15 protein-coding genes are annotated in these 17372 nt (G+C 64.0%); 9 read left to right on the top strand and 6 right to left on the bottom strand.

Features of this window, described 5'->3' with window-relative positions; genetic code table 11:
- Nucleotides 1–77 precede the first annotated feature (77 nt).
- Genes AC0L2X_RS12095 through AC0L2X_RS12075 form a run of 5 tightly spaced genes read left to right on the top strand, consistent with a single transcriptional unit; the run spans nucleotide 78 to nucleotide 5275 of the window.
- The gene (locus AC0L2X_RS12095) at nucleotides 78–1619 is read left to right on the top strand and encodes a sugar ABC transporter ATP-binding protein (RefSeq protein ID WP_473556253.1); all 1542 of its coding nucleotides are present in this window, start codon (nucleotides 78–80) and stop codon (nucleotides 1617–1619) included.
- Nucleotides 1616–2593, top strand: a complete 978-nt coding sequence (locus tag AC0L2X_RS12090; protein WP_473556254.1) for an ABC transporter permease — start codon at nucleotides 1616–1618, stop codon at nucleotides 2591–2593. Before AC0L2X_RS12095 ends, AC0L2X_RS12090 begins: the two co-directional genes overlap by 4 nt.
- Nucleotides 2590–3591 carry an ABC transporter permease gene (locus AC0L2X_RS12085; RefSeq protein ID WP_473556257.1) on the top strand — a complete coding sequence of 334 codons (1002 nt, stop codon included), beginning with the start codon at nucleotides 2590–2592 and terminating at the stop codon, nucleotides 3589–3591. The genes AC0L2X_RS12090 and AC0L2X_RS12085 overlap by 4 nt, the downstream gene beginning before the upstream one ends.
- Complete coding sequence (locus tag AC0L2X_RS12080; RefSeq protein WP_473556258.1) at nucleotides 3591–3908, top strand: L-rhamnose mutarotase; 318 nt, start codon at nucleotides 3591–3593, stop codon at nucleotides 3906–3908. The genes AC0L2X_RS12085 and AC0L2X_RS12080 overlap by 1 nt, the downstream gene beginning before the upstream one ends.
- Nucleotides 3905–5275 carry an FGGY-family carbohydrate kinase gene (locus AC0L2X_RS12075; RefSeq protein ID WP_473556260.1) on the top strand — a complete coding sequence of 457 codons (1371 nt, stop codon included), beginning with the start codon at nucleotides 3905–3907 and terminating at the stop codon, nucleotides 5273–5275. The genes AC0L2X_RS12080 and AC0L2X_RS12075 overlap by 4 nt, the downstream gene beginning before the upstream one ends.
- 36 nt (nucleotides 5276–5311) lie before the next feature.
- Here the strand turns inward: AC0L2X_RS12075 and AC0L2X_RS12070 are convergent, their stop codons facing one another.
- Both AC0L2X_RS12070 and galE read right to left on the bottom strand, forming a co-directional pair.
- Nucleotides 5312–6562: a D-amino acid dehydrogenase gene (locus tag AC0L2X_RS12070; RefSeq protein ID WP_473556263.1), complete on the bottom strand. Its 1251-nt coding sequence runs from the start codon at nucleotides 6560–6562 to the stop codon at nucleotides 5312–5314.
- 45 nt (nucleotides 6563–6607) lie between these two features.
- Nucleotides 6608–7603 carry a UDP-glucose 4-epimerase GalE gene (gene galE, locus AC0L2X_RS12065; RefSeq protein ID WP_352516604.1) on the bottom strand — a complete coding sequence of 332 codons (996 nt, stop codon included), beginning with the start codon at nucleotides 7601–7603 and terminating at the stop codon, nucleotides 6608–6610.
- Nucleotides 7604–7868: 265 nt separating this feature from the next.
- On the opposite strand from galE, the gene hemA reads away from it, so the two are divergent.
- Nucleotides 7869–9146, top strand: a complete 1278-nt coding sequence (gene hemA, locus AC0L2X_RS12060) for a 5-aminolevulinate synthase (RefSeq protein ID WP_473556265.1) — start codon at nucleotides 7869–7871, stop codon at nucleotides 9144–9146.
- Between the two features lie 32 nt (nucleotides 9147–9178).
- Here hemA and AC0L2X_RS12055 read toward each other — a convergent pair whose 3' ends face one another.
- Both AC0L2X_RS12055 and mscL read right to left on the bottom strand, forming a co-directional pair.
- On the bottom strand, nucleotides 9179–10345 hold the full coding sequence (locus AC0L2X_RS12055) for a pyridoxal phosphate-dependent aminotransferase (RefSeq protein ID WP_473556268.1): 1167 nt from the start codon (nucleotides 10343–10345) through the stop codon (nucleotides 9179–9181).
- A 111-nt stretch (nucleotides 10346–10456) separates the two neighbouring features.
- Nucleotides 10457–10879 (bottom strand): large conductance mechanosensitive channel protein MscL, encoded by a 423-nt coding sequence (mscL, locus tag AC0L2X_RS12050; RefSeq protein ID WP_473556439.1) that lies wholly within the window; start codon nucleotides 10877–10879, stop codon nucleotides 10457–10459.
- A gap of 235 nt (nucleotides 10880–11114) precedes the next feature.
- On the opposite strand from mscL, the gene AC0L2X_RS12045 reads away from it, so the two are divergent.
- Nucleotides 11115–14603 (top strand): PAS domain-containing hybrid sensor histidine kinase/response regulator, encoded by a 3489-nt coding sequence (locus AC0L2X_RS12045; protein ID WP_473556269.1) that lies wholly within the window; start codon nucleotides 11115–11117, stop codon nucleotides 14601–14603.
- A 3-nt stretch (nucleotides 14604–14606) separates the two neighbouring features.
- Here the strand turns inward: AC0L2X_RS12045 and AC0L2X_RS12040 are convergent, their stop codons facing one another.
- Entirely contained in the window at nucleotides 14607–15269 is a 663-nt protein-coding gene (locus AC0L2X_RS12040; protein ID WP_473556440.1) for a response regulator, read from the bottom strand.
- Nucleotides 15270–15389: 120 nt separating this feature from the next.
- The gene (locus AC0L2X_RS12035; RefSeq protein WP_473556272.1) at nucleotides 15390–15821 is read right to left on the bottom strand and encodes a hypothetical protein; all 432 of its coding nucleotides are present in this window, start codon (nucleotides 15819–15821) and stop codon (nucleotides 15390–15392) included.
- Nucleotides 15822–15946: 125 nt separating this feature from the next.
- Between AC0L2X_RS12035 and AC0L2X_RS12030 the strand changes: the two genes are divergently transcribed.
- Nucleotides 15947–16297, top strand: a complete 351-nt coding sequence (locus AC0L2X_RS12030; protein WP_473556274.1) for a DUF952 domain-containing protein — start codon at nucleotides 15947–15949, stop codon at nucleotides 16295–16297.
- Nucleotides 16294–17370, top strand: coding sequence for a quinone-dependent dihydroorotate dehydrogenase (locus AC0L2X_RS12025; protein ID WP_473556276.1), 1077 nt, complete (start codon nucleotides 16294–16296; stop codon nucleotides 17368–17370). The genes AC0L2X_RS12030 and AC0L2X_RS12025 overlap by 4 nt, the downstream gene beginning before the upstream one ends.
- The last annotated feature ends 2 nt before the right edge of the window (nucleotides 17371–17372 follow it).

The raw sequence follows: 17372 nt of genomic DNA, 5'->3' as shown, positions 1-17372 counted from the left end.
AGCCTTCGAAACGGTGCGGCGGGGCTCAGGTTCCGCCGCGCTTTCAAACGAACCTTGCTTCAGGGCTTGATACGATTATGGACACGACAGCCCAACACGAAATGGCGAAGGAAGCGCCTTTGTTTTCCGGACCGCGCCTGACGCTGTCCGGCATCTCGAAAAGCTTTCCCGGCGTGCGGGCGCTGCACGATGTCGGCCTGTCGCTCTATCCCGGCCAGGTAACCGCGCTGATCGGTGAAAACGGCGCCGGCAAGTCGACGCTGGTCAAGATCATGACCGGCATCTACCAGCCTGATGCTGGCACGATCAGCATCGACGGCCAGCCGGTCACGCTGCCCAGCGCCCACGCCGCGTTCGGGCATGGCATCACCGCCATCCACCAGGAAACCGTGCTGTTCGACGACCTGACGGTGGCCGAAAACATCTTCCTCGGCCATGCGCCGCGCACGCGTTTCAAAACCATCGACTGGCGTACCATGCGCAAGAATGCCCGCGAGGTGCTCGACACGATGGGCGCCGGCCATATCGACGCCGATGCCAGGCTGAAGGATCTCGGCATCGCCAACAAGCACCTTGTCGCGGTTGCCCGCGCCATGTCGATCGACGCGCGGATCGTCATCATGGACGAGCCGACGGCAGCACTTTCGATGAAGGAGATCGAGGAGCTTTTCCTGCTGATCGAATTCCTCAAGAGCGACGGCAAGGCGATCCTGTTCATCAGCCACAAATTCGATGAGATCTACCGCATCGCCGACCGCTATACCGTGTTCCGCGACGGCGAGATGGTCGGCGAAGGCCTGATCAAGGACGCCGGCCAGAGCCAGATCGTGCGCATGATGGTCGGCCGCTCGGTCGATCACATCTTTCCGCAGCGCAAGGCCGAGATCGGCGCGCCGGTGCTCGCCGTCTCCGGCCTGTCGCATCCGACCGAGTTCGACGACATCGGCTTCGAACTGCACAGGGGCGAAATCCTCGGCTTCTACGGCCTTGTCGGCGCCGGGCGCAGCGAGGTGATGCAGGCGATATCAGGCATCACCCGCACCAGCGGCGGCACGATCACGCTGGAGGGCAAGGCGATCGCGCCGAAATCGGCGGCGGATTCGATCAATGCCGGCATCGTCTATGTGCCGGAGGAGCGCGGCAAGCAAGGTGTGGTGATCGGCCTGCCGATCTTCCAGAATGTCTCGCTGCCCTCGCTCAAGCGGACATCCAAGTCCGGCATGTTGCGGCTGGCGGAAGAGTTCGCCCTGGCCCGCGCCTATACCGAGCGGCTCGACCTGCGCGCTTCTTCGCTCAGCCAGGATGTCGGCACGCTGTCGGGCGGCAACCAGCAGAAGATCGTCATCGCCAAATGGCTGGCGACCGCGCCCAAGGTGATCATCCTCGACGAGCCAACCAAGGGCATCGACATCGGTTCGAAGGCAGCCGTGCACGGCTTCATGGCCGAGCTCGTCGCGCAAGGCCTGTCGGTGATCATGGTGTCGTCCGAACTGCCGGAAATCCTCGGCATGTCCGACCGCGTCGTCGTCATGCGCGAGGGCCGCATTGCCGCGGTCTACGACAATAAGGGGCTCGACGCCGAAACCTTGGTCAGGACGGCAGCGGGGATCGCGGCATGAAGGCTTTTCTCAGATATCGCGAGGTCTGGCTGCTGGCGGCAATCGTCGTGCTGATCGGGCTGATCTCAACGCGTTTTCCAGGTTTTGCCGATCCGGCCAATCTGCGCCAGGTGTTCAACGACACGTCGATCCTGATGATCCTGGCACTGGGCCAGATGGTCGTCATCCTGACCCGCTCGATCGACCTGTCGATGGCTTCCAATCTCTGCTTCACCGGCATGGTGGTGGCGATGCTGAACGCCGCGCATCCGGCAATCCCGATCCCGCTGCTGATCGTCATCGCACTTCTGGTCGGCCTGGTGCTCGGCGCCATCAACGGCCTGCTGGTATGGCGGCTGAACATTCCCTCGATCGTGGTGACGCTCGGCACGCTCACCATCTACCGCGGCGCCACCTTCGTCATATCAGACGGCGCCTGGGTCAATGCCGACCAGATGAGCCCTGATTTCATCGGCCTGCAGCGCGCGGCTTTCCTCGGCATTCCGGTGCTGTCCTGGATCGCGATGCTGGTTATCGCCCTGTTCTTCCTCGTGATGACGCGCACCGCGCTCGGCCGCTCGATCTACGCCATCGGCGTCAACCCGACCGCATCGGTCTATGCCGGCATCGATGTCGGCCGGACGAAATTCATCGTCTTCTGCATCTCGGGGATGATCGGCGGCCTCTGCGGCTATCTCTGGATTTCGCGCTACGTCATCGCCTCGGTCGAGGTCGCCAATGGCTATGAGCTCAACATCATCGCCGCCTGCGTCATCGGCGGCATTTCGATCGCCGGCGGCATCGGCTCGGTCGGCGGCGCGGTGCTCGGTGCGCTGTTCCTCGGCATCATCTCCAACGCACTGCCGGTCATCAACATCTCGCCCTTCTGGCAAATGGCGATTTCGGGCAGCGCCATCATCCTGGCCGTGGTGCTCAACGCACGCGGCGAACGCCGGCAAGGCCGCATCATTCTCAAGAAGGCGGAAGCGGCATGATGGACGCCCCTGCCCCACGCCACATTCCCGATCGGCTCGACAAGCCTTTCACCGCGGCGGTCTTCTCCTGGGAGGCGCTGCTGGTCGTTGTCGCTGTTGCCATTTTTGCCGTGAACAGTTTTGCCTCGCCCTATTTCCTCGATCCATGGTCGCTGTCGGACCTGACCTTCAACTTCACGGAAAAGGCGCTGATCGCGCTGGCCATGGCGCTGCTGATCATCTCCGGCGAAATCGACCTGTCGGTAGCCGCCATCATCGCACTGGCGTCAACAATGATGGGCATGGCGGTGCAGGCCGGCGCCGGCACTCCGGTGCTGGTCGCAATCGGCCTCGTTGTCGGGCTCGGCTGCGGCGCCTTCAACGGGCTGCTCGTCACCAGGCTCGGCTTGCCGTCGATCGTCGTCACCATCGGCACGATGAGCCTGTTTCGCGGCATTGCCTTCATCATCCTGGGTGACCAGGCCTATAAGGGCTATCCCGCGAGCTTCGCCTTCTTCGGCCAAGGCTATGTCTGGTGGGTGGTGTCGTTCGAACTGACGCTTTTCCTGATCGCGGCAGTCGTCTACTGGTTCCTTCTGCACCGGACGAGCTTCGGCCGCCGGGTCTTTGCCATCGGCAACAACCCGGTCGCGGCGCAGTTTTCCGGGGTACGTGTCGGCCGCATCAAATTCATCCTGTTTTGCCTGACCGGCCTGATGGCGGGCATCGCCTCGGTGCTGATCACATCGCGGCTCGGCTCGACCCGGCCGTCCATCGCGCAGGGCTACGAGCTCGAAGTCATCACCATGGTGGTGCTCGGCGGCGTCAGCATCCTGGGCGGCGCCGGCAGCATTCTGGGTGTGGTGCTGGCGGCCTTCATCATGGGATTGGTGACCTTCGGCCTCGGCCTGCTCAACGTGCCGGGGATCGTCATGTCGATCTTCATCGGCCTCCTGCTGATCATCGTCATCGCGCTGCCGATCCTATGGCGGCGCGTGCGGCGGGAGCGCTTTGCCTGATGCCCGAGAAATACGCGTTCAAAATGAAGCTCAAGCCGGGCATGAAGGCCGAGTACAAGAGGCGCCATGACGACATCTGGCCGTCACTCGTGGCGTTGCTGAAACAGGCCGATATCTTCGATTACTCGATCCACCTCGACGAGGAGACCAACAGACTGTTCGGCGTGCTGTGGCGACACGATGACCACGGCATGGACGAATTGCCGAAGCATCCGGTGATGCAGCGTTGGTGGGCCGAGATGGCGGACATCATGGAAACCAGGCCGAACAACGAGCCGGTGGCGGTGCCGCTGGAAACAATGTTCCATATGGAATGACCCGCCACGTCGCCGTCATCGACATCGGCAAGACCAACGCCAAGGTGGCGCTGGTCGATCTTGCCGCAGCAAGCGAAGTCGCGCTGCGCAAGATGGTGAACGAGCCGGTTCGGCAAGGCCGGTACCCGCACCATGACGTCGAGCGGTTATGGGCGTTTATCCTCGGCAGCCTGGCCGAGATCGATCGCGAGCAGCGCATCGATGCGATATCGATCACCACCCATGGCGCAACGGCCGTGCTGGTCGACGCATCTGGCGAACTGGCGCTGCCGGCGCTCGACTACGAATTCGACGGGCCGGATGCCCTTGCCGGGGACTATGACACGATCCGTCCGGCGTTCTCCGAGACCGGCACGCCGCGCCTGCCGGCCGGCCTCAATCTCGGTGCGCAGCTGTTCTGGCAGCAGAAGCGCTTTCCGGCGGATTTCGCCAGAACCGCCGCGATGCTGATGTATCCGCAATACTGGGCCTTGCGCCTGACCGGCGTCGCCGCCAGCGAGGTGACTTCGCTCGGCTGCCACACCGATCTTTGGAACCCGTGGAAAGCGGATTTTTCGTCGCTGGTCGACCGGCTGCAATGGCGCCGGCTGATGGCGCCGGTGCGGCAGGCCAAGGACCGCCTGGGCCCGATCCTGCCCGCTCTGGCGCGGCAAACCGGCCTCGACCCACAAACGCCGGTGTATTGCGGCCTGCACGATTCCAACGCCTCGCTGCTGCCGCATCTCCTATCCGGCAAGCCGCCTTTCTCCGTCGTCTCGACCGGCACCTGGGTGGTGTCGATGGCGGTCGGCGGCAGCAAGGTCACGCTCGATCCGGCACGCGACACGCTGGTCAATGTCAACGCACTCGGCGATCCCGTGCCCTCGGCGCGCTTCATGGGCGGCCGCGAGTTTTCCGTGCTGACCGAGGGCCAATCGGAGAACTGGACGGAAGACGATGTTGCCACGGTGCTGGCGCGCAAGACGTCCCTATTGCCTTCGACCCAACAGGTTTCGGGGCCGTTTCCGCATCGTACCGCATCATGGTTTAACGCGGACGGCATGAGCGCCGGCCAGCGCTTTGTCGCCATCTCGTTCTACCTGGCGCTGATGACCGCGACCTGCCTCGACCTGATCGGCGCGGAGGGGTCAACCATCGTCGAAGGACCCTTCGCCCGCAACCGGCTGTTCACCCGCATGCTGGCTGCGGCGACGGCGCGCGCCGTCATTGCCTCCGAGGCTGCAACAGGCACCAGCATCGGCGCCGCCTTGCTGGCGTCGGACCAGGGGACACCGCAAGGCAGAGGCGAAAGGACCGAACCGTCGGACGATCCACTCTGGACAAGTTACGTGCGCTCCTGGCGTTCGGCGGTCGACGAACGAGCCTGACCGCCGAGCTCATGGCGCCCTGATGTCCGGAGATGCCTAGCCCGCGTAGAGCAATCCTTGCGGATCGATCTCCGGCTTGCGGCCGGCGACCACGTCGGCGAGGAACTTTCCCGAGCCGCAGGCCATGGTCCAGCCGAGATGGCCGTGGCCGGTGTCGAGGTAGAGATTGTCGTACCGCGCCCGGCCGATGACCGGCACGGAGTTCGGCATCATCGGGCGAAGTCCAGCCCAGAGCTCGGCCCTGCTCTCGTCGAAGGCGCCGGGGAACAGGTCCTTGCCGGTGTTCAGGATCGAGTTGAAATCGCGGGGCTTGAACGTGCGTTCGAAACCGGTGAACTCCGCCGTCGAGGACATCCGCAGCCGATTTCCCAGCCTGGAATAGCCGATCAGCCGGTCCTCGTCGGCGCCACCCATGATCGGCCCCTTGCTTTCATCTTCCAGCGGAACAGTCACGGTATAGCCCTTCACGGGATAGACGGGCAGGTCGATGCCGTAGCGGCGGCCGAGCAGGCCGCTCTCCGGCCCCATCGAGATGACCACGGCGTCGCCAGGCACCGGGCCGGCCGAGGTCATCACCGCGCGCACGCGGCCGCTGTCGATGTCGAGGCCTTCGACAGTGGTGCCGTAGAGGAACTGGACGCCGAGTTTCTCGGCGGCATAGGCAGCGAGGCGCTGCGTGAATTGGCTGGAGTCGCCGGTCTGGTCGATCGGCGAATAGACGCCACCGGCAATCTTGTCCTTGGCGCCGGCGAGGCCCGGCTCGAGCTCGACCAGCCGGTCGCGGCCGACGATCTCGATCGGCAGGCCGTGTTCGCCGAGATAGCGGTAATTGTCGGTGCCGGTATCAAAGCTCTGCTGCGAGCGGAAGAAATACAGAATACCTTTCTTGCGCTCGTCATAATGGATGCCGGTTTCGGCCGAGATGGCGTTGATGCAGTCGCGCGAATAGAGCGCCAGACGCAACTTGACGTCGGTGTTGGCGCGCATGCGCTTATGCGTGCACTGGCGCAGGAATCGCAGGCTCCAGGCGAAAAAATACGGATCGAAGCGCAGCCGCACCTTGATGCCGAGATCGTGGTTATAGAGGCCACGCAGGAACGTCTTCAGCGCGGCGGGCGAGGCCCAGGCGGTGGCGTCGCCGGGCGACACCAGGCCGGCATTCGACCGGCTGGTGCCGCGCGCCGCCGCCGGATGGCGCTCGATCACCGTCACTTCATGGCCGTCCCTGGCTAAATAATAGGCCGCCGCCGTACCGACGACGCCGGCTCCAAGCACCAGGATTTTCATTCCGCCCCCCCGGCGCGCTGAACCAACCGTTGCGGAGACCCCACTTCACCCCAGAGCCGAATTCTTGCTGGTCAGGATGCGCTCCCAGGCGAGCGCATCGGCAACGATCTGGTCGAGGTTGTCGCGCTGCGGGGTCCAGCCGAGTTCGCCGCGCGCCAGCTCCGAATTGGCGACCACCGCGGCGGCGTCACCGGCGCGGCGATCGCCCATCCGCACGTCGAAATCATGGCCGAAGACGCGGCGGACGCTGTCGATGACCTCGAGCACCGAATAGCCGTGGCTGTAGCCGCAATTGGCGACCAGGCTCGATCCGCCGGCACGCAGCCGCTGCAGCGCCAGCCGATGCGCCGCCGCCAGGTCGCTGACGTGGATATAGTCGCGCATGCAGGTGCCGTCCGGCGTCGGATAGTCGGTGCCGAACACCTGCATGAACGGCCGCTTGCCGAGCGCCGTCTCGCAAGCGACCTTGATCAGATGCGTGGCACCGGGCGTCGACTGGCCGGTGCGGCCCTTCGGATCGGCGCCGGCGACGTTGAAATAGCGCAACGCCGTATAGCGCAACCCATGGGCAATCGCCGCGTCGCGCAGCATCCATTCGCTCATCAGCTTGGACAGGCCGTAGGGCGATTCCGGCGCAAGCCGGGCATCCTCGCGCACCGGCTCCAGGCCCGCGCCGCCATAGACGGCGGCGGTCGAGGAAAAGATGAAATTGGGCACGCCTTCGCGCACCGCGGTCTCGATCAAGGTGCGTGTCTTGCAGGTGTTGTTCTCGTAATAGGCAAGCGGGTCGGCGACCGATTCGGGGACCACGATCGAGCCGGCGAAATGGATGATCGCGTCGACCTTATTGTCGCGGATGATCGAGGCGACCAGTTCCCTGTCGGCGACGTCGCCGACGACGAGCTTTGCTTCCGGGGCCACGGCCCATTCAAAGCCGGTGGAAAGCCGGTCGAGGACGACGACGCTGTCACCCGTGTCCAGCAATTCCCAGACCATATGGCTACCGATATAGCCGGCCCCGCCTGTCACCAAAACCGTCATCCGCATCCTCGCTATTCATGATTTATCGGAACTGTCTCAATCGTCGCCTTACTGGAAAATCTGCCGCCAAGCCATTAGAACCTGCGGTAACCGGTCTCATTGGCGCGTGGCATTGTCCTGAAACAAGATTGATCCACATCAAGGGAATAGGCCACGTTCCGTGGTCGTTAGGAACAGGCTCGGGGCGTGGCATTTTGACCAAAAAGGCCAGGTGGACGACGAATGGGCCAATGACTATGATCCCGCGCAAAACTGGGAAGGCGACATGAACTATCAGCGGTTTTTCGAGGAAGCGATCGACCAGCTCCATGCAGAGCGTCGCTACCGCGTCTTCGCCGACCTTGAACGTATCGTGGGGAAATTCCCACGCGCCATCTGGCGTGCCAATGGCCGCGCCGAGGAAATCACCGTCTGGTGCTCCAACGACTATCTCGGCATGGGCCAACATCCCGACGTCATTGCCGCGTTCCAGAAGGCGGCAGGCAAGATGGGCTCGGGAGCCGGCGGCACCCGCAACATTTCCGGCACCAGCAACCCGCTGGTCGAGCTCGAACTGGAGCTGGCCGACCTGCACGACAAGGAAGCGGCACTGGTTTTCACCTCCGGCTTCGTTTCCAACGAGGCGTCGATCTCGACCATTGCAAAGCTGCTTCCCAATTGCCTGATCATCTCGGACGAGCTCAACCACGCTTCGATGATCGAGGGCGTGCGGCGCTCGGGCTCCGAGAAGAAGATCTTCCGCCATAACGACGTCGCGCATCTCGAAAGCCTGCTGCAGACTGCCGGCCGCGAGCGCGCCAAGCTGATCGTCTTCGAGAGCGTCTATTCGATGGACGGCGACATCGCGCCGATCAAGCAGATCGTCGATCTCGCCGAGCGTTACAACGCCATGACCTACATCGACGAGGTCCACGCCGTCGGCATGTACGGGCCGCGCGGCGGCGGCATCACCGAGCGCGAGGGGCTGGCCGACCGCATCGACATCATCGAGGGCACGCTGGCCAAGGCGTTCGGCACGCTTGGCGGCTACATCGCCGGCAATACTGCGGTAATCGACGCGGTGCGCTCCTATGCGCCGGGCTTCATCTTCACCACGGCGTTGCCGCCGGCGATCGCTGCCGCGGCAACCACCTCGATCCGCCATCTCAAGCGCTCCCAGGCCGAGCGCGACGCGCAGCTGCGCCAGGCGACACGGACCAAGCAAGTGCTGGCCGCAGCCGGCCTGCCGGTGATGGAGTCGCCTACCCACATCGTGCCGCTTCTGGTCGGCGATCCCGAGCTCTGCAAGATGGCCAGCGACCGCCTGCTCGGTGTGCACGGCATCTACATCCAGCCGATCAACTACCCGACAGTGCCGCGCGGCACCGAACGGCTGCGCATTACGCCGACACCGTTCCATTCGGACGCGCTGATTGCGTCCCTGCAGGACGCGCTGGTCGAGACATGGGACGCGTTGGGGATTCCCTACGGTTCGGCCGGCCGGCCTTCGGTGGCCAAAAGCGACCGCATCATACCGCTGCTGGTGCCGAAGTCGGGCGGCTGAAGCCCGAGTTGAAACTCGGGCTTCGAGGCAGCTCACACAGTCTTCATCCATTTCGCCAGCCGGTGCGCGGCTTCTTCGAGCTGGTCGAGGCGGCGGTGGAAGCACAGCCTGAGGAAGGCTTCGCCGCCGGGGCCGAAGGCGGTGCCGGGAGCCAGGCCGACATTGGCGCGGTCGACCATGTCGAAAGCGGCAGCGCGGGAATCGGTGATGCCGTCGACCGCGAAGAATAGATAGAATGCGCCCTGCGGCACGGTGAACCGCGCCCTGCCGGTTTCGGCGAGAATGCCGCAGACCAGGTCGCGCGCCACCCTCGCCCGCTCCACCTGCTCGACGATGAAGGCGTCGCCCTCATCGAGGGCAACGACGGCGCCTCGCTGCATGAACTGCGCAACTCCGGAAGTCGAATACTGGACCAGGTTCTCGAACACCTGCTGCAAGGCGGGATGGATCTTGATCCAGCCGATGCGCCAGCCGGTCATCGCCCAGTTCTTGGAAAAGGAATTGACGAACAGGATCCGATCCTCATCGGCCATGATGTCGATGAAGGAGGGCGCGCGGCCATGGCCGTAATGGAACAGCGAGTAGATCTCGTCGGCGATGATCCACAGGCCTCTTTCGCGGGCAAGACCGAGGATCGCCTGCAGCGTTTCCCTGTCGGCGGTCCAGCCGGTCGGGTTGGACGGCGTGTTGACGAACAGCGCCTTGGTCCGCGGCGTGATCGCCGCTGCGATCTTGTCGACATCGCAGGACCAGCCATTGCCCGACTGGTCGAGCGTGACCGCGACTGGCACGGCGCCGGCCACCCCGGCGGCGGCGGCGAAGTTCGGCCATGCCGGCGACAGGTAGACGAGTTCGTCGCCCTTGCCGGCCACCGCGTCGATGGCCATCTGGATGGCATGCATGCCGGAGCCGGTGACGATGAATTCCTCGTCGGCGAAAGTCTTGCCGAAATGCCTGGTGTAATAGCGGGCGAGCGCCTGCCTGAGTTCGGGAATGCCCCGCTGCCAGGTGTAGAAGGTCTCGCCGGCGGCCAGCGACTTGGCGGCGGCATCGGTGATGAAGGCAGGCGTCGGCAGGTCGCCCTCGCCGGCCCAAAGCGGGATCATGCCGTCGCGGCCGCGGCCGCGGTTCATGACGGCGACAATGCCGCTTTCAGGCGCCGCCCGCGCTTCGGCGCGCAGAGTATCGATCAGGGTCATGGATGGGTCCGTTTTCGTTTGCTCGACTGCTAGCGTGTTTCAGGGCGGACGAAAACAGAAAACCCCGGCCGCAAGCGACCGGGGTTTTGGTCCAGAAAGTTGCCGCAGGCGCTACTTTCTGGCGAGGAGATCGCGAATTTCAGTGAGCAGCGCGACGTCGGCCGGCGGCGGAGCGGCCGGGGCGGCCGGTTTCTCGCGCTCCAGCCGCTGGCGCAGATTGTTCACCGCCTTGACCATCATGAAGATAATGAAGGCGAGGATGAGGAAATTCAACGCCACGGTGATGAAGCTGCCGTAGGCGAAGACCGCGCCCTGTTTCTTTGCGTCAGCCAGCGAGGTTGCATTCACCGCAGAAGACAGGGGTATGAAGTAGTTGTTGAAGTCCAGTCCTCCGAAGATCGCGCCAACAATAGGCATGATAATGTCGTCGACCAGCGAGGTAACGATCTTGCCGAAGGCAGCGCCAATGATGACAGCGACGGCCAGGTCCATCACATTGCCCCTGGAAATGAATTCCTGAAACTCTTTCAGCATTCGACTCCTCCTTGTCCTGAACGGCCGTTCTGCCGCCCGCTCCTCCGGCATCGACTGGCCGGCAGAATAGCAAAAACCTGCGGTTGCAACAGGAGCAAAAGCTGGTTTCAGCCGGTCACGATTGCCCGACGCAGCCGATATAATACGCCGAAAGCCGCGATGGACTCGATCGCCAAGCTGTGATTGCGTCTGCAAGGCCGGATGAAAAAGCCGGCGCAGGGAGGAAGTTCGAGGCGTGCAGGGCTGGTTCATCGTCATCATCGCGATCGCCTATGTGACGTTGCTGTTCGTCATCGCCAGCCTGGGCGACCGCCGCTCGACTTCATCCGGGCCTGGCCGCGCCCGGCCCTTCATCTACGCGCTCAGCCTCGCAATTTATTGCACCTCCTGGACCTTCTTCGGCTCGGTCGGCCTGTCCTCCGAGCGCGGCCTCGAGTTCCTCGGCATCTACATCGGACCGGTTCTGGTGTTCGTGTTCGGCTTTCCGCTGCTGCAGCGCATCGTCAGGCTGGCCAAGACCGAGAAGATCACCTCGATCGCCGACTTTCTCGGTGCCCGCTACGGCAAGAGCTTCGCTGTCGCGGCGATCGCTACGCTGATCGCGACCATCGGCGCCGTGCCGTATATCGCGCTGCAATTGAAGGCAATCTCCGGCTCGGTCAGCCTGATGGTCGAGCACTATACCGGCTCGCCCCCGTCGTTCGATCCGTTCGTCAGCGACATCTCGCTGGTCGTGGCCATGCTGCTGGCGCTGTTTGCGGTGCTGTTCGGCACGCGCCATGCCGATGCCACCGAGCATCAGGACGGGCTGGTGCTGGCTGTGGCGGTCGAAACCGTGGTCAAGCTCGCCGCCTTCCTGGCGATCGGCCTAATGGTCACGTTTCTGATATTCGGCGGGCCAGGCGATATATTCGACCGGCTCGCCGTAAACACGCAGGTGCGCCAGGCGATGGGCTACAACACCTCGCTCGCCACCTGGCTGGTGCTGACATGCCTGAGCGGCTTTGCCATCCTCATGCTGCCGCGCCAGTTCTACGTCACCATCGTCGAAAACCGCAGCGAGGCCGAGCTGCGCACCGCGACATGGGTGTTTCCGCTCTATCTGGTGGCAATCAACCTGTTCGTGCTGCCGATCGCATTGGCCGGCCTGGAACTGGTCGGCAGCAGAACCAGCAGCGACCTCTATGTGCTGTCATTGCCACTGTTCAGCGGCCACGACGTTCTGGCCATGGCCGCCTTCATCGGCGGCCTGTCGGCGGCGACCGCAATGGTGATCGTCGAAAGCGTCGCGCTGTCGATCATGATCTCCAACGACCTGATCATTCCGCTGTTCGTGCGCCGGCTGCTGCGGACCACGACCTCAGAGAGCGAGGACTGGTCGACGCTCATCCTCAATGTACGGCGGGCGGCGATCTTCATTATGCTGTTCATCGCCTTTCTCTACTACCGCGAGAGCACCAACAGCGCGCGGCTGTCCTCGATCGGCCTGATGTCGTTCGCCGCGATCGCGCAGTTCGCGCCGGCAATGATCGGCGGCCTGGTCTGGCGCGGCGCCAACGGCCGGGGTGCCGCGCTTGGCATGGTTGCCGGCATCGTCGTCTGGAGCTACACGCTGCTGCTTCCGTCGCTCGCCGCGCCCGATACCGGCATCCTCGTCCACGGCCTGTTCGGCTTGGATGCATTGCGGCCGCAGGCTCTTTTCGGCACCGTCGCCGAGCCGCTGAACCATGGCGTGCTGTGGAGCCTGTCGATCAACACGCTGTTTTTTGTGTTCGGCTCACTGTCGCGTGCGTCGGTGCCGCTGGAGCGCATCCAGGCATCGATCTTCGTGCCGCGCGAGGCGGGGCCGCTGCCGAGCCTGCGCCGCTTCCGCACCACCATCACCGTCAACGACCTCAAGGACACGATCGCGCGCTATCTCGGTGTCGAACGCACCGAGCGGTCCTTCCAATCGTTCGAGAAGAGCAGCGGCACTTCACTGCACGGCAACGAACAGGCCAGCATGGATGTCATCCGCTTCTCCGAACAGCTTCTGGCCAGTGCCGTCGGCTCCTCCTCGGCGCGGCTGATCCTGTCGCTGCTGCTGCGCCGCAACGATCGCGAATCCAAGGACGCCTTCCGCCTGCTCGATGACGCCACCGAGGCGCTGCAGCACAATCGCGACCTGCTGCAGATCGCGCTCGACCAGATGGAACAGGGCATCACTGTCTTCGACCGCGATTTCCGGTTGATCTGCTGGAACCGCCAATACCGGGCGCTGTTCGACCTGCCCGACGAGATGGGCCAGGTCGGTGTCTCACTCGATCGTATCCTGCGCCACCTTGCCGAGCGCGGCGACATACCGGCAGACCAACGCGTCACCATGCTCAACCGCCTGACCAGCTTCGTCAGCCCATGGCAGATGGAGCTGAAGACCAGCGGGCGCATCCTCGAATTGCGCTCCAATCCGATGCCGGACGGCGGCATCGTCGCCACCTATGCCGACATTTCCGGACGCGTCGAGCAGGATCTGGCGCTGAAGCGCGCGAACGAATCGCTGGAACAGCGAGTGAAGAGCCGCACCGCCGAGCTCACCCGCGTCAATGAGGAGCTGGCGCAGGCGCAGATGCTGGCTGAGGAGGCCAATCTCGGCAAGACCCGCTTCCTCGCTGCCGCCGGCCACGACATCCTGCAGCCGCTGAACGCCGCCCGCCTTTATTGCTCGTCGCTGATCGAGAAGACCGGCAAGGGACCTGCCGGCAAGGCGGCGATGAACATCGAATCGTCGCTGGAATCGGTCGAGACCATCCTCGGCGCGGTGCTCGACATTTCGCGCCTCGACGCCGGCGCGATGAAGCCGGACGATACGAGCTTCGGCCTCGACGGGCTGCTGCGCCAGATCGGCAACGACTTCCGGCCGCTTGCCGCCGAAAAGAAACTCGAGCTCTCGATCATGCCGTCGTCGCTCAGCGTCATGACGGACCGCAATCTGCTGCGCCGGCTGATCCAGAACCTGGTCTCAAACGCCATCAAGTATACGCGCCATGGCCGCATCCTGGTCGGCGTGCGGCGGCGCGGCGAACTGGCCGAGATCCAGGTGATCGACACCGGCATCGGCATTGCCGGCGACAAGCTGAACACCGTGTTTCGCGAATTCACCCGGCTGGACGAGGGCGCTCGCGAGGCGGAAGGCCTCGGCCTGGGGCTCTCCATCGTCGACCGCATCGCCCGCGTCCTGCGGCTCGAAATCCGCATCTTCTCCAACCCCGGCAAGGGCACACGCTTTTCCGTGCTGCTGCCGGTGGCAGCCGTGCAGGCACCGCGGCGGGAGGCCGAGGCGAAGCCCCCTGCCCGTGCCGCGGCCTCGCTTGCCGGGCTCAATGTGCTCTGCATCGACAACGACGCCCGCATCCTCGACGGCATGCGGCTCCTGCTCGAGGGCTGGGGCTGCAGCGTCGACACGCTTTCCGGCGCGGAGGACCTCGACAGGTCCGGCATGCATCGGCCGGACATCGTGCTTGCCGACTATCATCTCGACAACAGGACCGGCCTCGAATTGATCGCCCAGTTGCGTGCGATCCATGGCGAGGACCTGCCGGCCGTGCTGGTCACCGCCGACCGCTCCAGCGAGGTTCGCGCCGCTGCCGGCAGGCTCGACGTACCGGTGATCAGCAAACCGCTGAAACCGGCGATGCTGCGCTCGATGATGGCCAGGGTCAGGCCGCTGGCGCCGGCGGCCGAATAGGAATCAGCCGGCCGTCTGCAACGGGTCGCTGCCGATCTTGGACAAAAGGATGACCGCCTGAGTGCGGCTGTCGACGCCGAGCTTCTGCAGGATGGCCGAGACATGCGCTTTGATCGTCGCTTCGGAGACCCCGAGCTCATAGGCGATCTGCTTGTTGAGCAGCCCTTCCGCCAGCATGCCAAGCACGCGCGTCTGCTGTGGAGTCAGCGCCTGCAGCCGCTTGATCAGGTCGGAAATCTCGGGATCGCGCTCGACGCCGAGATCGACCCCGGCGGGTGCGGCGATATCACCTGCGAGCACCGACTGCACCGCATTGCGGATCTCCTCCATGCTGGCCGATTTGGAGATGAAGCCGGAGGCGCCGAGATCGAGCGCGCGCCGGATCGTCACCGGATCGTCATGCGCCGAGACCACCATCATCGGCACCGCCGGATGGATGCCGCGCAACGAAATCAGGCCGGAAAGACCGCTTGCGCCCGGCATCGAGAGATCGAGCAGCACCAGATCGACATCCTCATTGGCCAGGACCAGCGCCTTGGCGCTTTCGAAATCGCCGGCCTCGTGAATGGCGGCAACGTCGCCGATGCCCGCGAGTGCCTCCCTCAATGCACCGCGAAAAAGCGGATGATCGTCGGCAATGACGAATGTGTAGCCCAACGGTGATATCCCTCCCCGAATCCCGTTGGCGATTTTCCGCCTTGCAGGATCTGAACGATCATAACGCAACGCCTGCTGTTCGGCGTGGCCGGCTTGCTATTCCCGCCCCAGGTCTTTTTTGCGAATTGCCTAGGTCTTTTGCGAATTGGGCTTGGCGCCGTCTTCGTCCTTGTCCATGTCCTTGACGATGTCCATAAAGCTGCGCAGGAAGCGCTCCATGTAGCCCATCGTCTTGTTGAAATCCTCCTCGCTGGGCAAAGTCGATTCGAAACGCGCGGCGAGCGAATTTTCGAGCTTGGCGACGCGTTCGTCGAGCGCCTTCACCGAATTTTTCAGCCGGTCGACCTCATCCTGGAAGGCGGCACGTTCGTCGGCCGCGGTCTTGCAGACAAGCTGACCGGAGCGCTCCTCGCAGAGCGACATGGCGCCGGTTTGCGTATCCATGCGCACATAGCCATTGGCCGATTTTTCCAGCCGGTAGCGATCGGCCTCCTCGGAAAAGGCCGACGCCGCGACAAGCGAGATCAGTGCTGCGGGGATCAAAACGTGTTTCAGACGCATGTTTTCCTCCATGAGCCGGTTGGCTCAATCTATCACATGTTTGCGCCTGAAATGGGGAAGAGTTCGGAGCCTGCGAAACCCGCTTGCCCCTTCCCCGCATGGCCTGTTCGGACTATAGCGCAACGATGTCCGAGATCATCTACAAGATAGTTCCCGAGGCGCTGTGGCGCGAGGCCGAAAGAGAAGGCCGCTTCACCGGCGCGCCGATCGACGTCGCCGACGGCTTCATCCATTTTTCCACCGCCGGGCAGGTCCGGGAAACGGCAGCAAAACATTTCGCCGGCCAGGCCGGGTTGCTGCTGGTTGCCGTCGACAGCGCGCGCCTCGGCGATGCGCTGAAATATGAGGTCTCGCGCGGCGCCGCCTTGTTCCCGCATCTCTATGGCGGGCTCGGCCTCGATGCGGTCGTCTCGGTGCGGGCATTGCCGCTCGGCCCCGACGGCCGGCATGAATTCCCGGCGGTGGGGGCCGAATGAGCGCGTTCGACCGGATCGGCCAGAAACTGCTGTTCACGCTCGATCCGGAAACCGCGCATGGGCTGTCGATTGCCGCGCTGAGATGCGGTCTGCCGGTCGCCGGTCGCCCGCCGCAGGACAACAGGCTAAAGGTCAGCCTTTGCGGGCTCGACTTCCCGAACCCGCTCGGCATGGCCGCGGGTTACGACAAGAATGCCGAAGTGCCGGACGCGCTGCTCGGCCTCGGCTTCGGCTTCGCCGAGGTCGGCACCATCACACCGCTGCCGCAGACGGGCAATCCGAAGCCACGCATCTTCCGGCTGCCTTCGGACGGGGCGGTAATCAACCGGCTGGGCTTCAACAATGAAGGCCACGCTGCCGCAGAGAAGCGTCTTGCCGCCCGAAAAGGCCGCCCCGGCATCGTCGGCATCAACATCGGCGCCAACAAGGACAGCGCCGACCGCGTCGGCGATTATGAGCGCGGCGTGATCCGGTTCGCGCGATACGCCAGCTATCTGACAATCAATATCTCCTCGCCGAACACGCCGGGCCTGCGCAACATGCAGGCGCGCGAACAGCTTGGCGAGCTCCTGTCGCGGGTCATGGCTGCGCGTGCGGCGGCACCGGCAAAACCGCCCGTCTTCCTCAAGATCGCGCCGGATCTGGTCGAGGGCGAGCTGGAGGACATTGCCGCCGAGGTCACTGAGAAGAAAATAGACGGCGTCATCGTCTCCAACACCACGATCGCGCGGGCGGGACTGCGCAGCAACGCTTTTGCCGGCGAGGCCGGCGGGCTTTCGGGAAAACCGTTATTCGAGCGCTCAACCACCGTGCTGGCAAAAATGCGGAAACTGCTTGGCCGGGATCCTGCCGTCATCGGCGTCGGCGGCGTCGATTCCGCCGAGACGACGCTGGAAAAGATCCGTGCCGGCGCCGATCTCGTCCAGCTCTATACCGGCATGATCTATGCTGGGCCGGCGCTACCGGGGCGCATTCTTTCCGGCATGGCCCGTTTCATGGACAGCCAAGGCCTGAAGTCGCTGCGCGAGCTTCGCGACAGCCGCCTCGATCAATGGGCGGCGAAACCGCTTTAGCG

This window comes from Mesorhizobium sp. WSM4828, assembly GCF_055811175.1.
This window is presented reverse-complemented; position numbering and strand designations above follow the sequence as displayed.